We start from the raw sequence: 24,946 nt of genomic DNA, 5'->3' as shown, positions 1-24,946 counted from the left end.
GGAATCGCCGAACCCGCGCCGGCGCCCGACGGCGGCACCCTCATCTCGGACTGAGGATCACGCCTCCGGGCGATAGCGACCCACCAGCTGCCGGTAGACATCCGCGCTCGGCTTCTCGGTGCGTGCGAAGGTCTCAGGATCCACCTCGTGCAGACCGAGCCTCGGGCCGTAGCCGAAGATCCACTCGAAGTTGTCCATGAGCGTCCAGTGGCAGTACCCGATCACGGGGACGCCGTCGGCGATCGCCTGAGCGAGGCCCTCGAGCGACGGCTCGATGAAGTCGGCACGGATGCTGTCATCCGGCGTGCTCACGCCGTGCTCGCTGACGAGGATCGGGACGCCGGCCACGGCGTAGGCGTACTCGACGGCGCCGCGCAGCGAGTCGGGGTCGACCGTCGTGCCCATGCCGTTGAGCACGGCGCCCTCCGGCGCGGGCAGCAGTCCGTCGGGTCCGTAGACCAGGCGCTCGTAGTTCTGCACGCCGACGAAGTCGTCGTCGGCGGCCAGTCGCAGCCAGTAGTCGTAGACCTCTGCCCGCTTGCGGTCGCGGACCGCTTCGCCGCCGGGCACGGCGACGTCGTCGCACATCGCGAGCGAGAGACCGATCGGCAGGTCGGCGCGGCGCTCCTTGATGGCGGCCTTCGCCGCGGTGTGGGCCGCCGTCATGCCGGCACGCATCCCGGCGAAGTCCTCACGGGTCATGACGTTGCCGGCCCGGTATCTCTCCACACCGGCGGCTTCGGATGCGGCTGCCAGCGTCGCGCGTTCGAGGTCGGCCACGAAGGAGGGAAGGTCCGCCCACGTCAGCATCTCGGGCAGATCCGGCTCGTTGAAGGTCACACCGAGCTCGATGCGGTCGCCGAAGCGGTCCATCACGACGCCGCAGTAGCGGGCGAAGAGCTCCGGCGCCTCGGGGTCCAGCCACGCCCCGCGGCCCGCGAACCAGTGCGGCGACGTGAAGTGGTTGAACGTCACGATCGGCGCGAGGCCGCGGGCGCGGCATCCGTCCACGATCGCCTCGTAGTGATCGAGCGCCTCGGACGAGAACTCGCCTTCAACAGGTTCGACGCGGGCCCATTCGACCGAGAAGCGATAGGCGTTGAGCCCCAGGCCGGCGACGATGTCGAGGTCGGACTCCCACAGCTCCCAGCCGTTGGTCGCCTTGCCCGAGCGTGCCTGGAAGACGGTCGGCGTCACGTTCTCGAGGAACCACGTGTCGCTGGTGACGTTGTCGCCCTCGTTCTGATGGCCGGCGGTGGCGACTCCCCAGAGGAAGTCGGCGGGGAAGGATGCTGCGGGCATGAGTGGTCCTCTCTGAACTCCGTTCATCATGCACGAATTGTTCATTCTGCGAAAGCTATTTTCATTGGGTGCACGGAGGAGAACGACCAGCGTTAGGCCGCGGCTAACGAATCCCAGAGGAATCCGAATGGCCAAACCGCCCGTGGATCGTCACTCTTGACCGAAAGATCGCATCCCGAATCGCGATCACGACACCGAAGTCCGCAGCAGCACACCGATCACAGGAGATCAGGATGTCCCGACTCATCACAGCACGCGGCGCCGCCGTCATTGCGGCCGTCGCCGTATCAGCCCTCGCACTGGCGGGCTGCAGCGGCGCAGGCGATCCCAGCCAGACCGGCGGTGCGGCCGACACGTCGAAGCTCGTCATCGGCCTCGACTCCGACCAGGCCGCGCTCGGGTACGACCCGGTCCGCTACGGCAGCGGCCAGCGTTTCTTTTTCGAGGGGATCTACGACTCGCTGTTCCTGCTCGACGAGGACGGCCAGGTGGTCCCCGATCTCGTGACGTCGTTCGAGTACAACGAGGACAACACGCAGCTCACGCTCGACCTCGACACCAGCGCGACCTTCGACGACGGCACGGCGCTGAGCGCCGAACTCGTGAAGGAGAACCTCGACGCGCGCGGCAACCCGGACCTCTCGGCCTACAACGGCTTCGCGACCGGCGGGCAGAACGAGATCTCGGAGGTCACGGTCGTCGACGACGACACCGTGACGCTCACCTTCGCGTCGGCGCAGCCCGGCTTCGAGGCGAACCTCGTGCTGCCCGCAGGGGCGATCGTCGGGCCGACGGGCGCCGCCGACCGCTCCACGCTCGACACGACGCCGGACGGCTCGGGACCCCTCACCGTCGACGAGGAAGCCACAGTGAAGGGCAACTCCTACCTGCTCGTCAAGAAGGAAGGCAGCGACGCGGCCGCGGACTATCCCTTCGACTCCTACGAGTTCCGCCCCGTCCTCGACCCGCAGGCTCGCGTCAACGCGGTGATCTCGGGCGAGGTCGACCTGGCCTACATCACGGCCGACACGCAGGCTCAGGTCGAGTCCGCGGGTGTCGGGCTCGTCGCCAACGGCGGCACCGTGCAGAACATCGTGGCCTTCGACAAGACGGGTGCTCTCGGAGAACAGTGGGCAGACCCGCGCGTATACCAGGCGCTCTCGATGGCGATCGACCGCGAGGCGTTCGTCGAGGCGATCCACCCGGGCGAACTGCCGACGGCGAACGCGCTGCCCGCCGACAACCCGGGCTACTTGCCCGAGCTCGACGAGGAGTACGCCTACGACCCCGACGCCGCCAAGGAGCTCCTCGCCGAGGCGGGCTACCCTGACGGCTTCGACTTCACCTTCACGATCTCCTCCGCCAGCCAGCGCGACCTCGAGGCGCTGCAGCCCTACTGGGAGGCGATCGGCGTCAACATGACGCTGAAGAACGCCGCGTCGACCGAGGAGATCTTCGCCGTCGTGCAGACCGAGCCGCTCGGCGGGCCGATCCCGCTGACGTGGACCAACCCGCTCGGCAACGTCTTCGGGGTGCTGTTCGGCTTCGCGAACTTCCACGGCGCGGACAACCCCGAGATCAAGGCCGCCGCCGGCGCATACGGTGCGGCGACGGGCGACGAAGCGGCGCAGACCGCGGCCCTGAAGGACCTCAACCGCGCGATCGTCGACTCGGGATGGCTCATCCCGCTGTTCGAGCAGCTGGCGCCGTGGGCGTACAACGCGAAGAAGGTCGCCGAGCCGACGTTCCCGGGCGCCGAGGCCTTCCCGATCCTGGCCTCCATCCAGCCCGCATCCTGATCCGACGGCGGTGCCGGCGACCCGCGTCGTCGGCACCGCCCGTCAGGGAGAGTTCTGATGCTCATCTTCATCCTGAAGCGCGTCGCCTGGGGCATCGCGACACTGCTGATCGCATCGTGGATCGCGTTCATGCTCGTCCACCTCTCGGGCTCGACGCCCGGCGGCGTCGCCCTCGGGCAGTCGGCCACGCCCGAGCAGGTGGCGGCGTACAACGAGTCGATCGGCTGGTACGACCCCTGGATCCAGCAGTACCTCGCCTGGGTCGCGCAGGTGCTGCAGGGCAACCTCGGCACGTCCCTCATCGACGGGCGTCCCATCGGCCCCGACATCGCCAAGCGGCTCCCTGTGACCGCGGCGCTCGCCGTCTTCGGAACCCTTGTGGCCGCCCTCATCGGCATCGTCGTGGGCGTCATCGCGGCGGTGCGCCGCGGAGCGGTCGACAAGGCCATCACGGCGGCCTCCGGCATCCTGCTCTCCGTCCCGGCCTTCTGGGTCGGAGTCCTGCTCGTCTACGTCTTCGCCGTCCAGCTGCGGCTGCTTCCCGCGACCGGTTTCGTGCCGTTCGCGAACGACCCGGCCGCGTGGGCGCGCTCCCTCGTGCTGCCCGTCCTCACGATCGCGATCACGTCGGCCGCCGGCATCGCCCGGCAGACGCGGGCCTCGATGTCGGAGTCGCTCGCGCAGGAGCACATCCGCACCCTCCGCGCCGTCGGAACCCCGACGAACCGCATCATCTACGTCCACGCGCTGCGCGGAGCAAGCCTCCCGATCCTCGCGAGCGTGGCCGTCATGTTCATCGTCCTGTTCAGCGGCTCGGTGGTCATCGAGGTGCTCTTCGCCCTGCCCGGCATCGGTCAGGCCATGCAGAGCGCCGTCGGCTCCGCCGACCTCCCGTTCGTGCAGGCGCTCGTGCTCGTCGCGACCCTCGTGGTCGTGATCGTGAACGTCGCGCTGGAACTCCTCAACCGGACCCTCGACCCGAAGCTGCGTGCCTCATGACCGTCTCGACGACCTCGATCGTCCGCCCCCGCCGCTCGGAGCGGAAGCTGCGCCTGCGCGTGCTGCGCTCGCCGGCCGCCGTCATCTCGATCATCTGGCTCGTCGGGCTCGTTCTCGCGTCGCTCACCTCGCCGCTGTGGCTGCGGTACGGCCCGCTCGAGCAGGACCTCTCCGTCGTGCTCCAGGGCCCCTCGCTCGCACACCTCCTCGGCACGGACGAGCTGGGCCGCGACATCCTCTCGCGTCTGGTGACCGCCGCCGCCCCGACGATCTTCATCGGACTCGTGGTGCCGATCGTCGCGGTACTGGTCACGATCCCCATCACGCTCTGGGCGGCTCGGAGCCGGCGCGGTGAAGGGGCGATGAACCAGGTCAGCGAGATCGTCCTGTCGCTGCCCGGAACCGTCATCATCCTCGCCTTCATCGCGGCGGTCGGCACCAACATGCCGCTCGTCATGGCGGCGTTCGGGCTGCTGCTCTTCGGGGCGATGTACAAGATCTTCTTCGGCCAGGCGAAGTCGCTGCACACGCAGCTCTACGTCGAGGCGGCCGCGATCGACGGCGTGCGGCCGATGCGGGCGAGCATCCGCCACGTGCTGCCGAACATGTCGACGACCGTCATCGTGCAGTTCGTCCTGCTCTTCGGCGTCGGCATCGGGATGCAGGCGGCCCTCGCGTTCATCGGACTCGGGCCCCAGCCGCCCGAGCCCACCTGGGGCGGCATGATCCAGACCGCGTCGCGCTTCATCTTCCAGCAGCCCTGGATGATGGTGCCGACCGGCGGCATCCTCGCGCTCACGCTCATCGCCGCCAACTCCCTCGCGGACGTGCTCGCGGGAGGTACGGCAGTTCCGCCCCCGCTCGTCGCACTCCGTCGCCGCCTGCGACGCGCGCCCGCGACCGAGGTCGCCGCGTCCGCCGTCGCCGACGATCTCCCCGCCGCGGGGCTGGCGGACGATGCCGCCCCCGAATCCCTCGACATGATCGCGGATGCCTCGTACCCGGGGTCGAACGCCGACCCGCTGCGCGATGCGCAAGCGCAGGTCGACGTCATCGCCCTCGGCGGACTGCCCGCCGACGCGGTGTCGAGACCCACCTCGGGGCCGGCGTCGCCGGGCGCCTCGACGAGCCGTGAGCAGCTCGCGAACGACGATCACGGGCTCGTCGTCGAGGACCTCGTGATCGGTGTCGACGGCGGCCCCGCCCTCGTGACCGGCGTCTCGATGCGGGTCCGCCCGGGCACCGTCATGGGGCTCGTCGGCGAATCGGGGTGCGGCAAGAGCGTGACGTCCTACGCGCTGCTGGGTCTGCTCGCGCCGGGACTCTCGGTGCGCTCGGGTCGCATCGGCTGGCGGGGCGCCGATCTCGCGGGAGCCGCCGAGAAGACCCTCCAGAGGGTGCGCGGCCACGAGATCGCCTTCATCTCGCAGGAGCCGACGCGAGCGCTCGATCCCATGTTCACGGTCGGCGCGCAGCTCGCAGCCGCGATCCGGCGCCTGCGCGGCGTCGGACGGGCCGAGGCCAAGCGCATCGCCTCTCAGCTGCTCACCGACGTCGGCATCGTCGATCCGCCGCGCGTGCTGAAGAGCTATCCGCACCAGATCTCGGGCGGCATGGCGCAGCGCGTCGCGATCGCCCTCGCCCTGAGCGGCACGCCGAGTCTGCTCGTCGCCGACGAGCCCACGACGGCGCTCGACGTCACGATCCAGGCCGAGATCCTGGCGCTGCTGCGCGGGCTCATCGCGGAACGCGGGATGTCGATCATCATCGTGACCCACGACCTCGGTGTCGTCGCCGACATCTGCGACGACGTGTCGGTCATGTACGCGGGCGAGATCGTCGAGACCGGCACCGTGCGCGACGTGCTGCTGCGGCCCGAGCACCCGTACACCATGGCGCTGCTCGCGGCCGATCCGCACGCGATCCTCGATCTCGAAGGGACCGCGCGCCTCGCGTCGATCCCCGGTCAGGTGCCGCTGCCGGGGTCGTGGACGACCGGGTGCCGCTTCGCCGAGCGCTGCCGCTTCGCGCGCGACGAGTGCCTCGTGACGGTGCCGCTCGACCCGCGTGCCCAGGGCGAAGGAGGAGTCCGCTGCGTCCGGCGAGATGACGTGCAGGGTCGCCAGGACGAATGGCGGCTGCCCGTGACAACAGGAGCAGGACGATGAGTGCCCCAGACACGGTTTCCGTCGGCGCGCAGGGCACGGATGCGCCGCTGCTCGAGGTGCGCAACCTCGTCGTGCGCTACGGCAAGAAGGGACCGGCCGCGGTCGACGACGTCTCGTTCGCGATCGCCCGCGGTGAGACGCTCGGGCTCGTCGGCGAGTCCGGTTCGGGAAAGACGACGATCGGCCGGGCGATCCTTGGCCTGCAGCCGGTGAGCGACGGGCAGATCCTCTTCGAGGGGCGCGACATCACGCGCGCCAGCGTCGCCGAACGTCGCGCGTTGCAGGGAGACCTTCGCGCGGTGTTCCAGGACCCGTTCTCGTCGCTCAACCCGCGCCGGGTGATCGGCGACGCCCTCACGGAGCCGCTCCGCGTCGCCGGTGTCGCCCGCGAGGAGCGGGAGCGCCGCGCGAATGAGGTCCTCGCGTCGGTGGGGCTTCCGGCCGGCTCGTACGACCGGTACCCGCGCCAGTTCTCCGGCGGGCAGCGGCAGCGGATCGCGATCGCGCGGGCACTCGTGACGGATCCGCGCCTGGTCGTGTGCGACGAGGCGGTGAGCGCGCTCGATCTGTCGACGCAGGCGCAGGTGCTGAACCTCCTCGCCGAGCTGCGTGCCGGCGCCGATCTCGGCTACCTCTTCATCGCCCACGATATGGCGGTCGTCGAGTTCCTCGCCCAGCGGGTCGTCGTGCTCTATCGCGGAAAGGTCATGGAGCAGGGAGCCACGGTCGACGTCATCCGCAGCCCGCAGAGCGAGTACACGCGTGTGCTCATGGCAGCCTCGCCCGTGCCGGATCCCGACGAGCAGGCCCGCCGCCGCGAGGTCTGGCAGAGGCTGCGGGCGCAGGCGAAGGCGGCGGTCGGCTGACCCGGCGGGTCAGTGGAGCGTCGCATCGACGAGCGGCGAGAGCTCCTGCGCCGTCTCGCGGAACGTCCTGACCATCGGGTTCGGCGAATCGCTGAGGCTGCACAGCACGATCGTGGCCGGCTCGATGTCGGAGATCGGCACGAACGCGAGCTCGTCGCGGCGGTACTGGCGTGAAGCGGACTGCCCCGCGATGTTCACCCCCGCCCCGGCTGCGACCAGCTCGAAGAGCCCGTCGACGCTGTCGGCCGTCGGGCCGCGGCGGGGTCGCGTCCCGTCCGGGCGGGGGTCGACGATCCACCAGTTCACGACCTCGGGAACCCCGCGGGCGACCGCCACGAACACCTCGTCGTTGGTCTCCACGATGGTGACCGACTCTCGTCCGGCGAGGGCGTGACCGGCGGGGACGACGAGCACCCGCGGCTCGCGCCACAGCGGCTCCACACGGATCCGAGGCGGCAGCACCATCGGCGACGGCGCGAACACGACATCGACCCGCCCGGCTTCGAGTTCCGAGGCCACGTCGAAGAAGCCGAGCCGCCGCATCTCGATCCGCGCCGTCGGGATCGCCTGCATCGTCGCGGCGATCGCGGCGGTCGTCAGCGCGCCCGCGCCTGCGGCGACGACGCCGACCCGCAGGAGCGGCGTGTGCTGATCGCGGCGCACCGACTGCGCCCAGGCGAGGAGCTGATCGTGGTCGTCCTGCACACGACGGGCGAGAGGCAGCAGGTCGCGCCCGTAGCCGGTGAGCTCGACTTTGCGAGGACTTCGATCGAACAGCTTGACGCCGAGCTGCTGCTCGAGGCGGCTGATCTGCTGGCTCAGCGACGGAGGGGTGATGCTGAGGCGCTCGGCGGCGCGACCGAAGTGCAGCTCCTCGGCGAGCACGCAGAAATACCGGATCACGTGGATGGGCACGTCCATGCTCGGATCTTAGCCTCAGGCTAACGCCGGGTAGGGATGTCGAACTTCCTCAGGGTGCGCAACCTCGTGAGACTTGAGGCATCTGGAACGGTCGATCGGAATGGCCCGATGTTCCCGTCTGCCTAACGGCACCACTGTCTTACATGGAGGTAAGCATGACCACTTTCGCCGCTGACGACCCCGACAAGGTCGCGTTCGCCGGAATCCTGCCCGCGGCCCCGAAGCCTTACGTGATCGGCAACGGGCAGGGTGAGAAGTCACTCGTCTTCGACCAGCTCTTCGAGATCCTGGTCTCGGGAGACGAGACGGACGACCAGTACGGCGCGTGGACGATGAAGGCGCGTCAGGGGGACCGCATCCCCGCCCACACGCACCTCAAGACCCACGAGTTCTTCTACGTCGTCGACGGCGAGATCTCGGTGTGGATGGACGACCAGGCGGACTACCACAGCAAGACCACCCTCACCACGGGCGACTTCGCGTTCGTGCCGGCGAACATCGTCCATGCCTTCAAGATCGAGAACACCACGACGGTGTTCGGCGCCGGCACGGCGGGCTTCGAGCGGTTCTTCCACGCGATCGGCCAGAAGACCGACCTCGATGAGCCTCAGGGCGTGTACGTGCCGGATTTCTCGATCATGCGCGCCGCGGGCGAGAAGTACGCCACGATCTTCATGCCCGAGTTCCAGTTCCGCGACTGACGCACCCGTGTCCTCGCTCTTCGAGGTCGACGTCGCCCAGCCCGAGGGATTCCGGCCGCTGTCGCTCGACCTGCGCACCCCCGAGACCGCAGGCGCGCCCCTCGTCGTTTTCCTGCACGGCGGGGGGTGGCTGCGCGGCAGCCGCAAGGTCTTCACCCCCGGCATCAGCGTCGCCGATTCGTTCGACCGCATCGTCGCCGCGGGCTTCGCGATCGCGTCGGTCGAGTATCGGCTGAGCGGCGAGGCGCGCTTCCCCGCACAGCTGGACGACGTGGATGCCGCGATCACGTGGTTGCAGGACCACGCGGCCGAGTGTGGCGTGGATGCCTCGCGCACGGTGCTGTGGGGAGTCTCGGCGGGCGCGACGCTCGCCGCGCTCACGGGGCTCCGCCGCCGTGACGTGCGCGGCGTCGTGGACTGGTTCGGTCCCGCCGACCTCCTCACGATGGCTGAACACGACATGGGCGATCCGCCCGAGAAGACCCGTGAGGCTCGCTGGATCGGCGGACCCGCCGCAGAGCAACCCGAGATCGCACGCCGTGCGAGTCCCGCCCACCAGGTGCACGCCGGCGCTCCGCCGTTCCACATCGCGCACGGCACCGCCGACGAGCACGTGCCGTTCTCGCAGAGCGAGGTGCTCGCCGAGGCACTCCGAGTCGTCGGAGCCGATGTCGAGTTCCACGCCGTTGCGGGCGGAAAGCACTTCTGGCAGGGGCTCGACGACCCGTCCACGGTGTTCGACGCCGCGATCGACTTCTGCTCGCGCGTCACACATTCACAAGGAGACTGAAGTGACAGACCCCACCCGCGACGAAGGCTTCCCCCTCGCATCACCTGCTGAGCCCTTCGGTGCATGTCGATGATGACCGAGATCCACGACGTCGCGCTCTCCGCTGGCGGCTTCGACTTCCGCGTGCGCGTGTATCCCGCTGTCGAGCCCAACGGCTCGCTGCTGGTCTGGCTGCACGGTGGTGCGTTCATGTTCGGCGACCTCGAGATGCCGGAGGCCGACCAGGTCGGACGGCGGCTGAGCGAGACCGGAACCATCGTGGTGTCGGTCGACTACACGCTTGCGCCGCTCGACGCCCTGGAAGGTCTCGCCCCGCCAGACCCGGACGCAGGCCTGCCCACGCCGGAGCAGCTGCGGGCGGAGGCCGACTCCGCCCGCCCTCGCGCCCGGTTCCCGGTCGCCGGACTGCAGACCGTCGTCGCCTTCGACTGGGCCGTTGCGAACGCCCGCACGTACGGCGCCGACCCCGAGCGGGTGTCGCTGGGCGGTGCAAGCGCCGGTGCCAACCTGTCGGCCGGCGCCGCGATGCGACTGCGTGATCGCGGCACGACGGCCCCCCGCATCCTCGCGCTCGTGTACCCGTCGCTGCACGACGGCATACTGCCTCCGAACGACGAGACGGCCGGGCTCCTGCGGGACGTTCCGCCGCCGCGGCTGTTCACGCCCGAGACCCGCGCCGCGATCAACCGCAACTACCTGCCCGACGGCAGCGACCCCGACGGCTACGCATTCCCGGGCGGCCATGACGTCGCAGGCCTGCCCGAGGTGCTGGTGGTCAACGCCGAGCTCGACAGCCTGCGCCCCTCTGGCGAGGCGTTCGCGGCGGAACTGGCGGCGGCAAGTGTCGATGTCCGCGTGGTGCGCGAGCGGGGTGCGATGCACGGCTACCTCAACGAGATCGGCCACCCGGCCGCCGAGCACACACTGGTGCTCATCGGGAATGCCGTCGCGGCGCGCTGAGCCGGCGTCGTCCCGGACGAGTCACGTGGCGCGCAGGAGCCTCGAGATGTCGTCCGCCGTCGCCCGCAGGCGATCGAGGATCGGTCCACGCAGCGAGGCGAGATCATGACGCTGCGTCGACACCGCGATGTTGATCGCGGCGGCGGGCTTGGAGGCATCCCGTCCGAATACGGGCACCGAGACCGAGCGCAAGCCGGCCGCGACCTCCTGGTCCTGCAGCGAATAGCCCTGTTCGCGGATGACGGCCAGGCGCTCGCGCAGCTCGTCGAGCGACGTCGCGGCGTTGGGTCCGGCATCCGTCCCGAACTCGTGAGCAGCAAGGGCCGCGGTGAGCTCTGCGTCGCTCAGATAGGCCAGCAGGAGCTTGCCCATCGAGGTGTAGGCGGCAGGCAGCGTCGACCCGACCTGGATGTTCGCGGTGACGAGGTCCGAGTTGCGCAGGCGCGCGAGGTACAGCACCTGATCGCCGACGAGCACGCCGAGGTTGACGGTCTCGCCGGACTCCTCGGCGAGGTGGCGCAGCGGCTGCTCGCTGAGCTGGACGAGGCTCGACCCGCGCAGCGCGGCCGAGCCCAGCAGCAGCACGGCGACACCCGGACGGATGGCGCCGTCCGCCAGGCGCTCGAGGTAACCGCCCTCTTCGAGGGTCGCCACCACGCGGAAGGCCGTCGGCATCGGGATGCCGGTGCGCTCGCTGATGTCGCGGAGCTTGAGCGACGTGACGGACTCGTCGAAGAGCCGCAGGACGTCGAGCCCTTTCGCGAGCGCCTCGATGCGATATCGGCTCGGCGACTTCTCGGCGGACTCGCTCGGGATCTCTTCGGCTTTCATCGTGTGAAACCGTATCTCTCGGTTCGGAGGCGTGCAATCTCAGCCGTCGACGCGGAACACGCGCAGCTGCAGGGCGAGGGTGGCGTAGTAGCCGACGAGCGTCGTGAGCTCGAACACGACGGCTGCGCCGAGGGCGACGGATGCCGCGTCCCACAGTTCGTCGTCCAGATCGCCGCCGACCAGCTGGAGGGTGACGGCGGCGACGAGACCTTCGTCGCCCTCGAAGGGCGTGATGTCGCCCGCCCGCAACGCGGCCAGCTCGGCGTCGCCGAGGCCCGCAGCGGCGCCCACCGCCTCGTGGGCTTCTCGCTCGAAGGCGCTGTCCCAATGGGCCGCGACCAGCAGGATCGCGAGCTCGCGCGCGCGATCGGTGAGCGCACCCCGGTAACGGATGGCGGACCCGACGTGCTGGAGCGCGCCGCCCAGGTCGGGCGCGAGCAGAAGGGCGTTGAAGGGGCCGCGCAGCGAACCGTCCGGCCTGGTCAGGGCGAAGTGCTGCGGCCCCTGGGCGCGCGGCCCGCCGGCGATCGCGCCGTACAGGTCGGCCTGTGCGGGGGAGAGCTCCTCGGGGCGGAGCGGGGGAACGCGGGGCGGCATCTGTCTCCTCCATTTGACGAATCGCTGGGATCAGCCTACATTCAATCAACGAAAGTCGCTTTCACCCAATGAACTCGATTGTGAGAGACGTCATGGCAGACACCCTCCAGGCCGCGAAGGCCGCATGGCTCGGACTCGAGGGCGCGCGCGTGCTCGTCGCCGGAGCCGGCGGGATCGGCGGAGCGTGCGCGCTCGCGTACGCCGAGGCCGGGGCATCCGTCGCGGTCGTCGACCGCGATCAGCGCGCGCTGGACGCGATCGGCGCCGACCTCGATGCCACGGGGGCGCGGTACGCGCTCCACCATGCCGACCTCACCGAGCACGGCGCGGGGGAGCGGGTCGTGGCCGACGTCGTCGAAGAGCTGGGCGGCCTCGACGTGCTGCTCCATGCCGTCGGCATCAACGACCGGCGCCCGATCCTCGAGTTCACCGAGGACGAGTGGGACCACATCCTGCGGGTCAACCTGTCGTCCCTCTTCGGGCTGGCGCAGGCAGCCGGCCGGCACATGGTCGCGCAGGGCCACGGCCGCGTGCTCGCGCTGTCGAGCGTCTCCGGACTGCTGGCCCACCACTCCCACGGGCCCTACGCGGCCTCGAAGGGTGGGATCAACCAGCTGCTGCGGGTCATGGCGCGCGAGTGGGCCGCGTCGGGCGTCACAGTGAACGCCCTGGCGCCGGGCTACATCGAGACGCCGCTCACCGCGGGAGAGCTCGCCAAGCCCGGCAAGCGCAAGGATCTCGAGAGCCTCGTCCCTGCCGGCCGTCTCGGCACGCCCGACGAGCTCACCGGCCCCGCGCTCTTCCTGTCCTCACGGCATGCCGGGTTCGTCACCGGCCATGTCATGTACATCGACGGCGGACGCACGCTCGTCTGAGCGCGCTCGACGATTGGAGAACCCGATGACCGACCCCACCCCGCAGATCTTCCCGCGCTTCGCCGGCAAGACCGTGCTCGTCACCGGTGCCGGCACCGGCTTCGGCGCCGAGATCGCCGTCCGCGCCGCACAGGAGGGCGCGAAGGTCGCCGTCCACTACCGCTCGTCGAAGGCGGGCGCCGAGGCGACCCTCCAGCGCATCCGCGAGGCGGGCAGCGACGGCATCCTGGTGCAGGCCGACATCGGCTCGTGGGACCAGATCAAGCGCATGGCCGACGAGGTGTGGGCCGCGTTCGGCACGCTCGACGTGCTCGTCAACAACGTCGGCGACGTCTCGAGCGAGCAGATGAACTGGGACGAGCTCACGCAGGAGGCCCTCGACGCCGTCATCGACATCGACGTCAAGGGCACGCTCCTCATGACGCACGAGTTCGGCGAGCGGATGCTGGCGCAGGGCCACGGCAGCATCGTGCAGGTCGGCTCGACCGTGATCGTGCGCGGCTCGGCGCGGGCACCGCAGTACGCCGCGGCGAAGTACGCGATCCTCGGCATCACGAAGTCCTACGCCAAGGCGTTCGCCCCCGCGGTGCGCGTCAACACCTTCGCGCCCGGCTTCATGGAGACCGAGCGGCTGCTGAACCGCGAGGACTGGAAGAACGGCCGCCGCGAGGTGCTGCTGTCGCAGACGCCGATGGGCGTCATCCCGCCGCCCGAGTTCGTCACCGGGGCGTGCCTGTGGCTCGCGACCGACGAGGCGGCCCACCTGACCGGCGGCTACATGCTCGCCGACGGCGGATTCAACATGGTCGGCGCCTGAGCGCCCGCCCGACACCAAGGAGACAGAACCCATGAAGCTCATCACCTTCGACGGCGGACGCGTCGGCCGGCTGGAACTCGAGGAAGGCGTCGTGATCGAGCTCGACGTCCCCTCGACCCGCGAGTACTTCGAGCGGGGCGGCCAGGTCACCGAGACCGGCGAGCGCCTCGCGTACGCCGACGTGAAGCTCGAGGCGCCCATCCGCCCCAAGAAGTTCTTCCACACCGCGGGCAACTTCGCCGACCATCACAACGAGCTCGAGGCCGTCAACTGGTCGCACCCCGTCCACAAGGGCATCGTGTTCTTCCAGAACGTCGACGCGATCATCGGCCCCGACGACGACATCGTCTACCCGGACCACCTCACGAAGGAGATGGACTACGAGCTCGAGCTTGCCATCATCATCGGCAAGTCGGGCAAGTTCTTCGGACCCGACGAGGCCGACGACTACATCGCGGGCTTCACGGTGTTCAACGACATCTCGGCGCGCGACATCCAGCGCAAGGAGATGGAGTCGGGCGTCTTCTCGTTCTCGAAGGCGATCGACACGTTCTGCCCCATCGGCCCGTGGATCGTCACGCGCGACGAGGTGCCCGACATGCACGAGCTGCCGATGCAGCTGCGTGTGAACGGCGAGGTGCGCCAGCAGGGCAACACGAACCAGACCCGCATCAAGTTCCCGCACCTGGTGGCCTACCACTCGCCGCAGATCTACAGCGCCGGCGACATCATCACCACCGGCACGATCTCGGGCGTCGCGGCCATCCAGGACAACCCGTTCGACTTCTACCTGAAGCCCGGCGACCAGATCGAGGCCGAGATCACCGGCATCGGGACGCTGCGCAACAAGGTCATCAGCTGGGAGGACCGCTACGGCGAGCCCGCCCCGCAGCGAGTCGACTGGTGAGGCTCGCGAACCTCGCCGGTCGCGCGGTCGTCGTCACCGGCGACCGCGCGGTCGACGTCGAGCAGGCATCGGACGGTCGCTTCGGTTCGGACCCCCAGGCGCTGTTCGACGACTGGCAGGCCTTCGCGGAGTGGGCGTCGGCGGTTCCGGATGCTGCGGCCGCAGCATCCATCGCCTTCGAGGCGACCCGACTCGGCGCGCCGGTGCCTCGCCCGCGGCAGGTGTTCGCGATCGGGTTGAACTACGCCGAGCACGCCGCGGAGGCCGGATACCCGCCGGATGAGATGCCGGTCACGTTCACGAAGTTCCCGTCGTCGATCGTCGGCCCGGAGGCCGTCGTGGAGCTGCCCGAGGGCAACATCGACTGGGAGGTCGAGCTCGTCGTGGTGATCGGCCGTGAGGCGTACCGCGTCGACCGGGAGCACGCGTGGGATCACGTCGCAGGGCTCACGATCGGCCAGGACCTGTCGGAGCGCGTCACGCAGCTGCAGGGCTCGGCGCCGCAGTTCAGCCTCGGCAAGTCATTTCCCGGCTTCGGCCCGACCGGGCCGTGGCTCGTGACACCGGACGAGTTCGCCGACCGCGACGACCTCGCCATCTCGTGCACGCTGTCGGGCGAGGGCATGCAGGCCTCGCGCACCTCGATGATGCTGTACGACGTGCCCGAGCTGCTGATGCGGCTGTCGGCGGTGTGCCCGCTGCTCCCGGGCGACATCATCTTCTCGGGCACGCCGTCGGGCATCGGCAACCGCCGCACCCCGCCCCGGTTCATCACGCCCGACGATGTGCTCGTGAGCGAGATCGAGGGCATCGGCACCCTCACCACGCACTTCACGTCTGCGCCCTGACCCCACCCGGTCGCTGAGCCCGTCGAGGCGCCCGGCACCTTCTGCGAGGACACATGACACCGTACGACCTGCGCGTCGAACACCTCCGCGCCCCGATCGCCCTCGGGGCGCGGCAGCCCCGCCTCTCGTGGCTCGTCGACCACGCGCGCGCGGCGTGCGAGCTGGAGGTGTCGACCGGGGGCAGGCTCGTCTGGGCGAGCGGCGAGATCGAGAAGGCGGATGCCGCTCCCGCCCTCTACGCGGGCGAAGCGCTGACCTCGAACACCGTCTACGAATGGCGCGTGCGCAGTCGTCCGTCGGGCGGCGAATGGTCGGACTGGGCCACCTCGACGTTCGAGACGTCGCTGCTGGATGCCTCCGACTGGGTCGCGCCCTGGATCGAGCCCGGGCAGCGGGACGCGGTCATCGAGCGGTGGAGCATCGTCGACTGGATCCGCGGACTCGGCCCCGACTCGCCGCCCGAAGAGCGCCTGCGGCCCCCGCGGCTGCTGCGGCAGGCGTTCGAGATCGGTCCCGGCGTCGTGCGGGCGCGGCTGTTCGCGACCGCTCGCGGCGTGTACTCCGCGTCCGTCAATGGCCGGCGCGCGGACGACCAGGTCCTCGCGCCCGGGTTCGACAGCTACGAGCACCGCATCTCGTTCACGTCGTCCGACGTGACGGCGGCGCTCGTCGAGGGCGAGAACGTCCTCGGGCTGGCGCTGGCCGACGGCTGGTGGGCCGGCCGGCTGGGCCTCACGGGCTCGAGCGCGCAGTTCGGCACGCGCACGTCGGCGATCTGGCAGCTGCACGTCGACTACGCCGATGGCACGACCCAGCTCGTGACCTCCGGCGCCGATGTGCGCAGCGCGCCCGGGCCGTGGGCGTACGCCGATCTGTTCGTCGGCGAGAGCTTCGATCGCCGGGCGGTGCCGTCGGGCTGGGACCGCCCCGGATTCGACGACGGCGGATGGATGCCGGTGGCCGAGGTCGGCACCGATCACGCCGTTCTGGTGCCGTTCCGCGGCGAGCCGGTACGCCGGGTGCTCGAGGTGCGCCCGGTCGCGCTCGTCGAGACCGCGCAGGGCACGATCGTGGACTTCGGCCAGGTGCTCGTCGGTCGCGTGCGGGTGCGTCTGCGCGACATGACCGCTGGTCACCGCGTCACGATCGAGCACACCGAGACGCTCGCGGCCGACGGCTCGTGGTTCGCCAACATCGTCGGCATCAACAAGGAGCAGACGGACGTCTTCGTCTCGGCCGGCGGAGCGGACGAGTGGGAGCCCGAGTTCACGTTCCACGGCTTCCGGTACGCGCGCATCAGCGGTTCGACCGCGCCGCTCGAGCCGGACGACGTCGTCGCCGTGGTGCTCGCGAGCGATCTGGAGCAGACCGGCGCGTTCGCGGCATCCGATCCCCGCCTCGACCGCCTGCACCAGAACGTCGTGTGGAGCCAGCGCGGCAACTTCCTGTCGATGCCGACCGACTGCCCGCAGCGCGAGCGCGCGGGCTGGACCGGCGACATCCAGGCGTTCGCCGGCGCGGCGACGAACAACGCGCAGGTGCTGCCGTTCCTCGAGCGGTGGCTCGACAACCTGCGGGCCGACCAGCTGCCGGACGGCCGCATCCCGATCTTCTCGCCGCGCTCGCCGTTCGATGCGGAGGCCGCGGCGAACGCGCAGGGCATCGGCTCGATCGTGGCCGCGGCCGGATGGAGCGACGCCGTCGCGATCGTGCCGTGGACCCTCTACGAGCGCACCGGCGACGTCCGCGTGCTCGAGGAGAACTTCGACGCGATGCTCCGGTGGATCGAGTACCAGCGCCGCACTGCGGCGGCGGAGCTGCCCGCGTCGCTCGCGGGCGTGGACCTCGCCGAGGCGCGCACCCGCGCGCAGGCGCTGCTCTACAACACCGGCTCGCACTTCGGCGACTGGCTGACGCCGAGCACGATGGAGGGGCTGCCGACCCACGAAGCCATCGGCATCGCGCCGGCCCTCACCAGCGAGTACCTCGCTCCGATGTTCCAGGCGAACACGCTCACGATCGCCGCTCAAGCGGCAGAAGTGCTCGGACGACCCACGGATGCCGCCGACCTCGCCGAGCGGGCAGCTCGGGTGCGTGCCGCCTTCGCCGCCGAGTACGTCGACGCCGACGGCGACCTGCCGGTGCGCCTCCAGGGTGTCTACGTCGTCGCGCTCGCGTTCGACATGGTGCCTGCCGGGCTGCGCGCCCGCACGACCGCGCGGCTCGTCGAACTCGTCCACGAGCGAGGCGACCGGCTCGACACCGGCTTCCTCTCGACGCCGTACCTGCTCGATGTGCTGTGCGATCACGGTCACCCCGAACTCGCCCGCACCCTGCTGTGGCAGTCCGAGATGCCGTCGTGGCTCTACGAGGTCGACAACGGCGCGACGACCATCTGGGAGACGTGGGATGCGATCGCGCCGGACGGTTCGATCCGCCCGATGTCGTTCAACCACTACGCGCCGGGGAGCGTCGACGACTGGCTCTATCGCCGGGTCGCCGGCATCCGCTCCACCTCGCCCGGCTATCGCACCGCCGTCATCCAGCCGGACTTCGATGCCGGGGTCGGCCAGGTGCGCGCGCACGTCGGCACGCCCTACGGGCGGCTCGGCGTGGAGTGGGCGGTCGCCGCGGGTGCGGCATCCGTGACCGTCGACGTGCCGCACGGCGTGACCGCCCGGCTGGCGACGCCTGCAGGAGAGATCGCGTTGGAGCCCGGGCGCACGCGCCACACGCTGCCTACCGCACTCCCCGCATCAGCTTCAGCACCGGCTTGACCGCGGCGAGCAGCGCGAGGCCCAGCACGATCGCGATGCCGCCGAGGATCGTGAAGTAGGGGATCTCGTTCTCGGGGTCGTAGAACTGTGCCAGCCAGCCGGCGATCGCGGTGCCGAGCGCGATCGAGAGGAAGTACAGCGCCACCATCTGCGTGTGGAAGCGCTCGGGCGCGAGCTTCGTCGTCACCGAGAGTCCCGGCGGGGAGATGAACAGCTCGGCGATGGTGAACACGAAGAGGATCATCACGATCGCCAGCAGCGGTGTCGAGTTCGGGGCGCCGTTCGCCCACGGCAGGAACAGCAGGAACGCGAGGCCCATGATCATCGCGCCGAGCGAGAACTTCACGGGCGCCGACGGGGCGCGGTCGCCGAGCTTCGTCCAGATGGCGGCGAAGACGCCCGACAGGATGATGACGAAGACCGGGTTGATGGAGTTCACCCACGACACCGGCATCTCCCAGCCGAAGATCGTTCGGTCGAGCTGCTTGTCGGAGTAGATGGTCAGCACCGTGAACTGCTGCTGGTACAACGACCAGAAGCCGACGTTCACGACGAACAGCGGGATGAACCCGATGACTCGCGAGCGGTCGTCGCCGCTGATCGCCCGCGACGAGATGATCACGCAGAAGTAGGCGATGGCAGCCGCAAGCGTGACGAGGATCACGACGCCGGCGAGGTTGTCGGCGCGGATCACCCCCGTGAGCACGAGTACGACGATGAGCAGCAGCCCCGCGATGCCGATGCCGATCATCATGCCCCGGCGGTTCGAGGGGAGCGGGTTCGCGACCACCCGCGACGACGCCGGCAGCTGCTTGCGTCCGAACGAGTACTGGATGAGGCCGATGGCCATGCCGATCGCCGCGACCCCGAAGCCCCAGTGGAACCCGACGTTGCTCTGCAGGAACCCGGTCACGATCGGGCCGAGGAACGCGCCGAGGTTGATGCCGAGATAGAAGAGGGAGAACCCCGCGTCGCGGCGCGGATCCTTCGGGGTGTACAGCGTGCCGACGACGGCGGTCGCGTTGGCCTTCAGCCCGCCCGAGCCGACGGCGACGAGGATGAGGCCGACGCCGAGCCCCCACACGCTCGGGAGCAGAGCGAGGGCGATGTGCCCCGCCATGATGACCCACGCGCTGAAGAACAGAACGCGCTCCGAGCCGAGCAAGCGGTCCGCCACCCAGGCGCCGAGGATCGTCGAGAGGTACACGGTGCCGCCGTAGGCGCCGACGATGCCGGTCGCCGTCGCCTCCGGGATGCCCAGGCCCCCGTCGGCGACGGAGTAGTACATGTAGATGAGCAGGATGCCCTGCATGCCGTAGAAGCTGAACCGCTCCCACATCTCCACGCCGAAGATGTGCGCGAGGGCCCACGGCTGCCCGAAGAACCGGGTGTCGTGGTCGGCGCCGTCTTCCGGGGCGGTGGTTCCGGCGGCGTCGGTGCCGCTCCTCGCTGCGACCGTGCCGGTTCGGGTGGCGTCCGCCGCGGCGGTGGCCCCGTCGGGCGGGCCGACCGGCACCTGTTCGGGCTTGCGATCGCCCCGCGCCGCGTCGTCCCCCTGAAAGCCCTGATCACGCCCGTCCATCGCCTGCTCCCGTCGCCCCGGTTGACGTCAGGCTAGCGACGGGGTGCGCGGGCGCGATAGCCCTGGGGCGAACGCCCTAGTCTGAGCGGGGGCTCACAGAACGGCGCGCACATGCGGATCGGCATCATCGGCGGCGGCGCCGCGGGACTTGCGGCCGCGTGGCTGCTCGAGCACGACCACGATGTCACGCTGTTCGAGAAGGACGACCGGCTCGGCGGCCACGCGCACACCGTCGACGTCGAGGTCGACGGCCAGGCGCTCCGCATCGACGCCGGGTTCCAGTTCTTCGCGCGCAGCGCCGCCTACGCGACGTTCAACCGGCTGCTCGACGAGCTCGAGGTGCCGCGCACGACGTACCCGGCGACCCTGACGGTATCGCGCCGCGACGGCACCCGGCCCGTCGCGATGCCACCGATCCGGCGCGGCCGGCCGGTGTGGGCGTCGCTCACGCCGCGCGCGATCGTCCACCTTGTGCGCTTCCGCGCGTTCCTGTCGCGGCTGCCGGCGTTCCTCGCCGAGCACGACACGACCGTGACCATCGCCGAGTACGTCGAGCGCGAGCGGCTGCCGAAGGCGTTCGTCGACGACTTCCTCTTCCCGCTGCTGCTCGCGTTCTGGTGCGTCGACCTCGCCGACTTCCGCCGGTTCGCCGCGTACAACGCGCTGTACTACTTGGGGGCGAACCTTCCGCGGGGCCTGACGCCGCCCGAGCAGAGCGAGATCCCGGGCGGGCTCCGCGTCTACGTCGACGCCCTCGTCGCCTCACTCGAGCGCGCGCACCTGCGCACCGGCGCTCCGGTCGATTCCGTCACGCGGGATGCCGACGGCACGCTGCTCGTCGAGGCGGCCGGGGCGCAGCATCCGTTCGACCATCTCGTGTTCGCGTGCGACGCACGCACGGCGCACGACCTGCTCGCGCCGCTGCCGGAGCTCGCCGAACTCACGGCGCAGCTGGCCCGCTTCGGATACTTCGACACGACGATCGCCATTCACGGCGACCGGCGGCTGATGCCGCACGACGAGCGCGCGTGGTCGGTCGTGAACGTGCGGACGGATGCTGCGCACAGCTCGCTGTCGATCTGGAGCCCCTCGCGCGGGGTCGACGTCTTCAAGAGCTGGGTGACGTACGACGATGAGCTGCCGCAGCCGCTCTACGCGACCGCGACCTACCGGCACGGCCTCATCGACACCGAGTACTTCGACGCGCAGCGACGGCTGCGCCCGCTGCAGGGGCGGCACGGCGTCTCGCTCGCGGGGCTCTACACCGCCGACGCCGACTCGCACGAGAGCGCGATCCTCTCGGCGGTCGCCGTCGCCGAGCGCCTCGCGCCGGACTCCCCGAGGCTCGCGCGGTTGACCCCCGTGCCCGCCCGGGGCGCTGAGCGGTCGTTCCTCAGCTGAGGGCCTTCGACATCGGTCCTCAGTTGAGGACCTGCGCCGCGTTGAGGAGCGTTCGGGCGGGTTCGCTCCGCATCTCGGCTCAGGTCCTCATTTGAGGACGAGGTGCTGCTCCTCAGCTGAGAAGCAGCGCGATAGTCACTCCGGGAGGGACGGATGCCGCTCCTGGGGCGCGTGGTGGCGAGGGATGAACAGTGCGACGAGCAGCGCGACGAGCGCGGCCCCGCCGCCGAGCAGGAACGAGATGTGGAACGCCGCCGGATCGGGCACCGGCACGCCGTCGACCTCGACCGCGAAGGTCGCGAGAACCGCGCCGATCACGGCCGCGGCGGTGCTGGTGCCGAGCGAGCGGAACAGCGCGTTGAGGCCGTTCGACGCGCCCGTCTCGGACTGCGGCACCGAGCGCATGATGAGCATCGGCATCGCCGCGTAGCCGAAGCCGATGCCGAAGCCGATGCCGATGTTCGCCACGAGGAGCTGCCACACCTCGCTCGCGAACAGGAGGGTGAACCCGTAGGTGATGACGAGCGCGATGGCGCCGACGACGAGGAGCAGCTTGGGCCCGACCGTACGCGCGAGCTGCCCCGAGAAGGGCGAGAGCACCATCATCACGAGACCTGCCGGCATCACGATGAGGCTCGCGGCCACCAGCGACAGGCCGAACCCGCCTGCCGCGCTCGGAAGTTCGAGCATCTGCGGGTAGATCACGTTCGACGCGAACAGCGAGAAGCCGAACGCGATCGAGGCGAGGTTGGTGAGCAGCACAGGGCGCCGCGCCGCGACGCGGAGGTCGAGCAGCGGGTCCGTGATGCGAAGTTCGTACCAGCCCCACAGCAGCAGCACGGCGAGGCCGCCGAGGCCGCAGGCGAGCACCACGGGGGAGGTCCAGCCCCACTCGTTGCCTCGCGACACCGCGAGCAGCACGCCGACGAGTCCGACGGCGAGGCCGGCCGCGCCGAGGTAGTCGAACTTCCCGCCCGTGCGCAGGGCGCTCACCGGCACGATCCACAGCACGAGGGCGAAGACGATCACGCCGAGGCCGGCGGCGACCCAGAACAGCACGTGCCAGTCGCTGCGCTCGGTGATGAAGGCGCTGATCGGAAGCCCCAGCGCACCGCCGACGCCGAGCGTGGCACTGATGAGGGCGATGGCGGAGTCGACCCGGTCTTCGTGCAGCACGTCGCGCAGGATCGAGATGCCGAGGGGGATCACGCCGGTCACGGCGCCCTGCAGCGTGCGCCCGATGATGACACCGACGATGCCGGGGGAGGCGGCGGCGATCACCGATCCGACGACCAGCAGCGCCAGCAGCACGAGCACGATGCGGCGCTTGCCGTACATGTCGCCGAGACGTCCGGCGATCGGGGTCATCACCGCGGCCGCGAGAAGGGTCGAGGTCACGACCCACGCGGTGTCGTCGCGGCTCGCGTTCAGGAGCTCGGGCAGCTTCGACTGGATGGGCACGACCAGCGTGAACATGAACGACGACGCGAGCCCCGCGATCGCCAGGACCGCGACGATGGCGCCCTGGCGAGGCATCCGGGTGAGTCTTCTTCTCGCGTCCTCGTCACCCGTGCCCATCAGTTCAGGCTATCTGGGCTCTGAGCGCCGGGCTCCGCGGGTGCAGACTTAGGGCATGCCCGAGACCGCGACGCCGCCCGGCATCGACATCCGCTTCCTCGACACGGTCGAAGAGGTCCACCGCGCCTCCGAGGTGCTCGCCGAGGTGTGGGGCGGCGACCGGGGCGGCATGCCGCCGAACCTGCTGCGCGCCCTCGCCCACGCCGGCAACTACGCCGTCGGCCTGTACGACGAGGAGCGCATGGTCGGGGCGTCCGTCGCGTTCTTCGCGGAGCCCGCCGCGCGCTCGATGCACAGCCACATCACCGGCGTGCTCCCCGACCACCAGTCGCAGGGGCTCGGCCGCGTGCTCAAGCGGCACCAGCAGGAGTGGGCGCTCGCCCGAGGCGTCGGCCACATCACGTGGACGTTCGACCCGCTCGTCGCGCGCAACGCCCACTTCAACCTGCGCGTGCTCGGCACGCGGGTCACCGAATACCTCGTGAACCACTACGGCCCGATGGACGACGGCGTCAACCGCGGCGACGAGACCGACCGCATCATGGTGTCGTGGGCGCTCGCCGCGCCGCCCGTGCCCACCCCCGAGGACGAGCGCGTGGTCGCCTCGGTCGAGATCCCGCACGACATCGAGATCCTCCGCCGCGAGACGCCGGTGGATGCCGCGGTCTGGCGCGCGCACGTGCGCGAGCAGCTCGTCGGGCACCTGGCCGAAGGCCTCGTCATCGGAGGCTTCGACGATGCGCGGGGGTACCTGCTCGTTCCCGGTCGTTGAGCGGAGGGCGCTCTGGCGCGCGAAGTCGAAACGCGATGCGTGTTCGAGAAGGCCCCACGCGTTTCGACTCGCACGCTCGCTCAACGACCGGAATTCGGCGATGAGTGGCAGTCCGCGCGGATGCTGCGCCCCTAGGCTGACCGGCATGCCCGAGTACCGCGCCCACTTCGACTTCGACATCCGCTTCGCCAACGGCGGCGGCCTCGCCGGCACGGGGTTCCGGCTGGACCTCCCGAGCGCGGATGCGACCGAGGACGAGATCGCGCGCCTGCTGATCGCGCACCTCGGGCTGGCGCTCGTCGACGAGGTGGAGCTGCGGGGCCTGCGCATCGTCGAGGAGCCGCACCGCGGCAGCAGGGGAGTGGATGCCGCGTCCCCGGCCGCCGGCGAGACGCGGGTGGTCGATCTCAGCCACCCGATCCGCGCCGGGCTCGTCACCTACCCCGGCCTTCCCGCGCCGACGATCACGCCCCACCTCACGCGCGAGGATTCGCGCGCCCGCTACGCGCCGGGGACGGAGTTCGCGATGGACGTCATCCACATGATCGGCAACACCGGCACCTACCTCGATTCGCCGTTCCACCGATACGCCGACGGCAGTGACCTGGCGGGTCTCGAGCTGTCGTCGCTCGTCGGCCTGCGCGCCGAGGTGTTCCACCTCGAGGACGCGTGGGAGGCCGCGCGCCGAGGCATCCGTTCCGCCACGCTCGCCGATCGCGACGTGCGCGGCGCGGCCGTCCTGCTGCACACCGGGTGGGACCGCTGGTTCGGGCAGCCGGAGTACGGAGCCGGGGCGCCGTTCCTCACGGGCGAGGCTGCGCAGTGGCTCATCGATGCCGGGGCGGTGCTCGTCGGCATCGACTCGGTGAACATCGACGACACCGAGTCGGGCGGCGAGCGGCCCGCGCACTCGCTGCTGCTCGGCGCCGGCGTGCACGTCGTCGAGCACCTGACGAACCTCGGCTCGGTGCCGCCGCGCGGCGCGCGGTTCACCGCGGCGCCGCCCGCGGTCGAGGGGTTCGGCACCTTCCCCGTGCGCGCCTTCGCCGAACTCCCTGCCTGACCGCGGACTTTTCCCGGAGCCGCCGGCGCGCCCGGGAGATCATCACCGATGTCGGAACCCCCTCGTACCGTGGGGTCATGGACGGGTACGCAGGTGTACCGATCAGTTCGTTCGCCGATCAGTCGGCCCACGAAGAGCTGGCCCTCGCGACGCGGCGGGTGATGTATCAGCACCGCCCCGAGCATCTCCTCTTCTACGAACGAGGAGGAACCATGCGCGAGCACATCGAGACCCTGATCGTCGCTATGAGCGACGCGCTGCGGGGAACGGCGCACCACACGGCGCCGGCAGAACCGCGTCGCCGGCGGCCGCGGGTCGCCCGGTCCACGTACGTCCCGGTCCTCCGGGACGCCGCGACTGCGCGCTTCGCGCACTGACCGCCTCGCTCCGTC

The 24,946-nt window shown here is 70.3% G+C and carries 22 protein-coding genes; 16 read left to right on the top strand and 6 right to left on the bottom strand.

Annotated features, from left to right (window positions below; genetic code table 11):
* Positions 1-57 precede the first annotated feature (57 nt).
* Complete coding sequence (locus Q9R33_RS13715) at positions 58-1,302, bottom strand: family 1 glycosylhydrolase (protein ID WP_311294126.1); 1,245 nt, start codon at positions 1,300-1,302, stop codon at positions 58-60.
* A 233-nt stretch (positions 1,303-1,535) separates the two neighbouring features.
* Between Q9R33_RS13715 and Q9R33_RS13710 the strand changes: the two genes are divergently transcribed.
* Genes Q9R33_RS13710 through Q9R33_RS13695 form a run of 4 tightly spaced genes read left to right on the top strand, consistent with a single transcriptional unit; the run spans position 1,536 to position 7,134 of the window.
* A complete protein-coding gene (locus tag Q9R33_RS13710; RefSeq protein ID WP_311294125.1) occupies positions 1,536-3,101 on the top strand; it encodes an ABC transporter substrate-binding protein in 1,566 nt (521 codons plus the stop codon).
* A gap of 57 nt (positions 3,102-3,158) precedes the next feature.
* The gene (locus tag Q9R33_RS13705; protein WP_311294124.1) at positions 3,159-4,100 is read left to right on the top strand and encodes an ABC transporter permease; all 942 of its coding nucleotides are present in this window, start codon (positions 3,159-3,161) and stop codon (positions 4,098-4,100) included.
* A complete protein-coding gene (locus Q9R33_RS13700) occupies positions 4,097-6,268 on the top strand; it encodes a dipeptide/oligopeptide/nickel ABC transporter permease/ATP-binding protein (protein WP_311294123.1) in 2,172 nt (723 codons plus the stop codon). The genes Q9R33_RS13705 and Q9R33_RS13700 overlap by 4 nt, the downstream gene beginning before the upstream one ends.
* Positions 6,265-7,134, top strand: a complete 870-nt coding sequence (locus Q9R33_RS13695) for an ATP-binding cassette domain-containing protein (protein WP_311294122.1) — start codon at positions 6,265-6,267, stop codon at positions 7,132-7,134. The genes Q9R33_RS13700 and Q9R33_RS13695 overlap by 4 nt, the downstream gene beginning before the upstream one ends.
* 9 nt (positions 7,135-7,143) lie before the next feature.
* On the opposite strand, the gene Q9R33_RS13690 is transcribed toward Q9R33_RS13695, so the two are convergent.
* Entirely contained in the window at positions 7,144-8,055 is a 912-nt protein-coding gene (locus tag Q9R33_RS13690) for a LysR family transcriptional regulator (RefSeq protein ID WP_056366406.1), read from the bottom strand.
* A 155-nt stretch (positions 8,056-8,210) separates the two neighbouring features.
* Between Q9R33_RS13690 and Q9R33_RS13685 the strand changes: the two genes are divergently transcribed.
* The 3 genes from Q9R33_RS13685 to Q9R33_RS13675 all read left to right on the top strand — a co-directional run bounded on the left by Q9R33_RS13685 (position 8,211) and on the right by Q9R33_RS13675 (position 10,506).
* Positions 8,211-8,756 carry a quercetin 2,3-dioxygenase gene (locus Q9R33_RS13685; RefSeq protein ID WP_310243648.1) on the top strand — a complete coding sequence of 182 codons (546 nt, stop codon included), beginning with the start codon at positions 8,211-8,213 and terminating at the stop codon, positions 8,754-8,756.
* Between the two features lie 7 nt (positions 8,757-8,763).
* Positions 8,764-9,546, top strand: a complete 783-nt coding sequence (locus Q9R33_RS13680) for an alpha/beta hydrolase (RefSeq protein ID WP_311294121.1) — start codon at positions 8,764-8,766, stop codon at positions 9,544-9,546.
* Between the two features lie 72 nt (positions 9,547-9,618).
* A complete protein-coding gene (locus tag Q9R33_RS13675) occupies positions 9,619-10,506 on the top strand; it encodes an alpha/beta hydrolase fold domain-containing protein (protein WP_311294120.1) in 888 nt (295 codons plus the stop codon).
* Between the two features lie 21 nt (positions 10,507-10,527).
* On the opposite strand, the gene Q9R33_RS13670 is transcribed toward Q9R33_RS13675, so the two are convergent.
* Positions 10,528-11,337 (bottom strand): IclR family transcriptional regulator, encoded by an 810-nt coding sequence (locus Q9R33_RS13670; protein ID WP_311294119.1) that lies wholly within the window; start codon positions 11,335-11,337, stop codon positions 10,528-10,530.
* A gap of 39 nt (positions 11,338-11,376) precedes the next feature.
* Complete coding sequence (locus tag Q9R33_RS13665) at positions 11,377-11,934, bottom strand: carboxymuconolactone decarboxylase family protein (RefSeq protein ID WP_311294118.1); 558 nt, start codon at positions 11,932-11,934, stop codon at positions 11,377-11,379.
* 92 nt (positions 11,935-12,026) lie between these two features.
* Here Q9R33_RS13665 and Q9R33_RS13660 point away from each other — a divergent pair, with 92 nt between their 5' ends.
* The 5 genes from Q9R33_RS13660 to Q9R33_RS13640 are packed head-to-tail and all read left to right on the top strand — an operon-like array spanning position 12,027 to position 18,158.
* Positions 12,027-12,809, top strand: coding sequence for an SDR family oxidoreductase (locus tag Q9R33_RS13660; protein WP_310243635.1), 783 nt, complete (start codon positions 12,027-12,029; stop codon positions 12,807-12,809).
* A gap of 25 nt (positions 12,810-12,834) precedes the next feature.
* Positions 12,835-13,626, top strand: a complete 792-nt coding sequence (locus Q9R33_RS13655) for an SDR family oxidoreductase (protein ID WP_310243632.1) — start codon at positions 12,835-12,837, stop codon at positions 13,624-13,626.
* A gap of 31 nt (positions 13,627-13,657) precedes the next feature.
* A complete protein-coding gene (locus Q9R33_RS13650; protein ID WP_056366431.1) occupies positions 13,658-14,533 on the top strand; it encodes a fumarylacetoacetate hydrolase family protein in 876 nt (291 codons plus the stop codon).
* Positions 14,530-15,381: a fumarylacetoacetate hydrolase family protein gene (locus tag Q9R33_RS13645; protein ID WP_311294117.1), complete on the top strand. Its 852-nt coding sequence runs from the start codon at positions 14,530-14,532 to the stop codon at positions 15,379-15,381. Before Q9R33_RS13650 ends, Q9R33_RS13645 begins: the two co-directional genes overlap by 4 nt.
* A gap of 53 nt (positions 15,382-15,434) precedes the next feature.
* A complete protein-coding gene (locus Q9R33_RS13640; RefSeq protein ID WP_311294116.1) occupies positions 15,435-18,158 on the top strand; it encodes a family 78 glycoside hydrolase catalytic domain in 2,724 nt (907 codons plus the stop codon).
* On the opposite strand, the gene Q9R33_RS13635 is transcribed toward Q9R33_RS13640, so the two are convergent.
* Positions 18,121-19,740, bottom strand: coding sequence for a peptide MFS transporter (locus tag Q9R33_RS13635; RefSeq protein ID WP_396654107.1), 1,620 nt, complete (start codon positions 19,738-19,740; stop codon positions 18,121-18,123). The genes Q9R33_RS13640 and Q9R33_RS13635 overlap by 38 nt on opposite strands.
* A 111-nt stretch (positions 19,741-19,851) precedes the next feature.
* On the opposite strand from Q9R33_RS13635, the gene Q9R33_RS13630 reads away from it, so the two are divergent.
* On the top strand, positions 19,852-21,141 hold the full coding sequence (locus Q9R33_RS13630) for an FAD-dependent oxidoreductase (protein ID WP_311294115.1): 1,290 nt from the start codon (positions 19,852-19,854) through the stop codon (positions 21,139-21,141).
* Positions 21,142-21,276: 135 nt separating this feature from the next.
* On the opposite strand, the gene Q9R33_RS13625 is transcribed toward Q9R33_RS13630, so the two are convergent.
* Positions 21,277-22,677: an MFS transporter gene (locus tag Q9R33_RS13625; protein ID WP_311294114.1), complete on the bottom strand. Its 1,401-nt coding sequence runs from the start codon at positions 22,675-22,677 to the stop codon at positions 21,277-21,279.
* A gap of 97 nt (positions 22,678-22,774) precedes the next feature.
* Here Q9R33_RS13625 and Q9R33_RS13620 point away from each other — a divergent pair, with 97 nt between their 5' ends.
* The 3 genes from Q9R33_RS13620 (at position 22,775) to Q9R33_RS13610 (ending at position 24,931) form a co-directional block, all read left to right on the top strand.
* The gene (locus Q9R33_RS13620; RefSeq protein ID WP_311294113.1) at positions 22,775-23,491 is read left to right on the top strand and encodes a GNAT family N-acetyltransferase; all 717 of its coding nucleotides are present in this window, start codon (positions 22,775-22,777) and stop codon (positions 23,489-23,491) included.
* A gap of 145 nt (positions 23,492-23,636) precedes the next feature.
* Positions 23,637-24,554, top strand: coding sequence for a cyclase family protein (locus tag Q9R33_RS13615; RefSeq protein ID WP_311294112.1), 918 nt, complete (start codon positions 23,637-23,639; stop codon positions 24,552-24,554).
* Between the two features lie 77 nt (positions 24,555-24,631).
* Positions 24,632-24,931, top strand: coding sequence for a hypothetical protein (locus Q9R33_RS13610; protein ID WP_056366456.1), 300 nt, complete (start codon positions 24,632-24,634; stop codon positions 24,929-24,931).
* The last annotated feature ends 15 nt before the right edge of the window (positions 24,932-24,946 follow it).

Source organism: Microbacterium sp. PRC9, from assembly GCF_031844125.1.
Taxonomy (GTDB): domain Bacteria; phylum Actinomycetota; class Actinomycetes; order Actinomycetales; family Microbacteriaceae; genus Microbacterium.
Note: the sequence above shows the minus strand (reverse complement) of the source record. Positions and strands in the feature narration are given on the sequence as shown.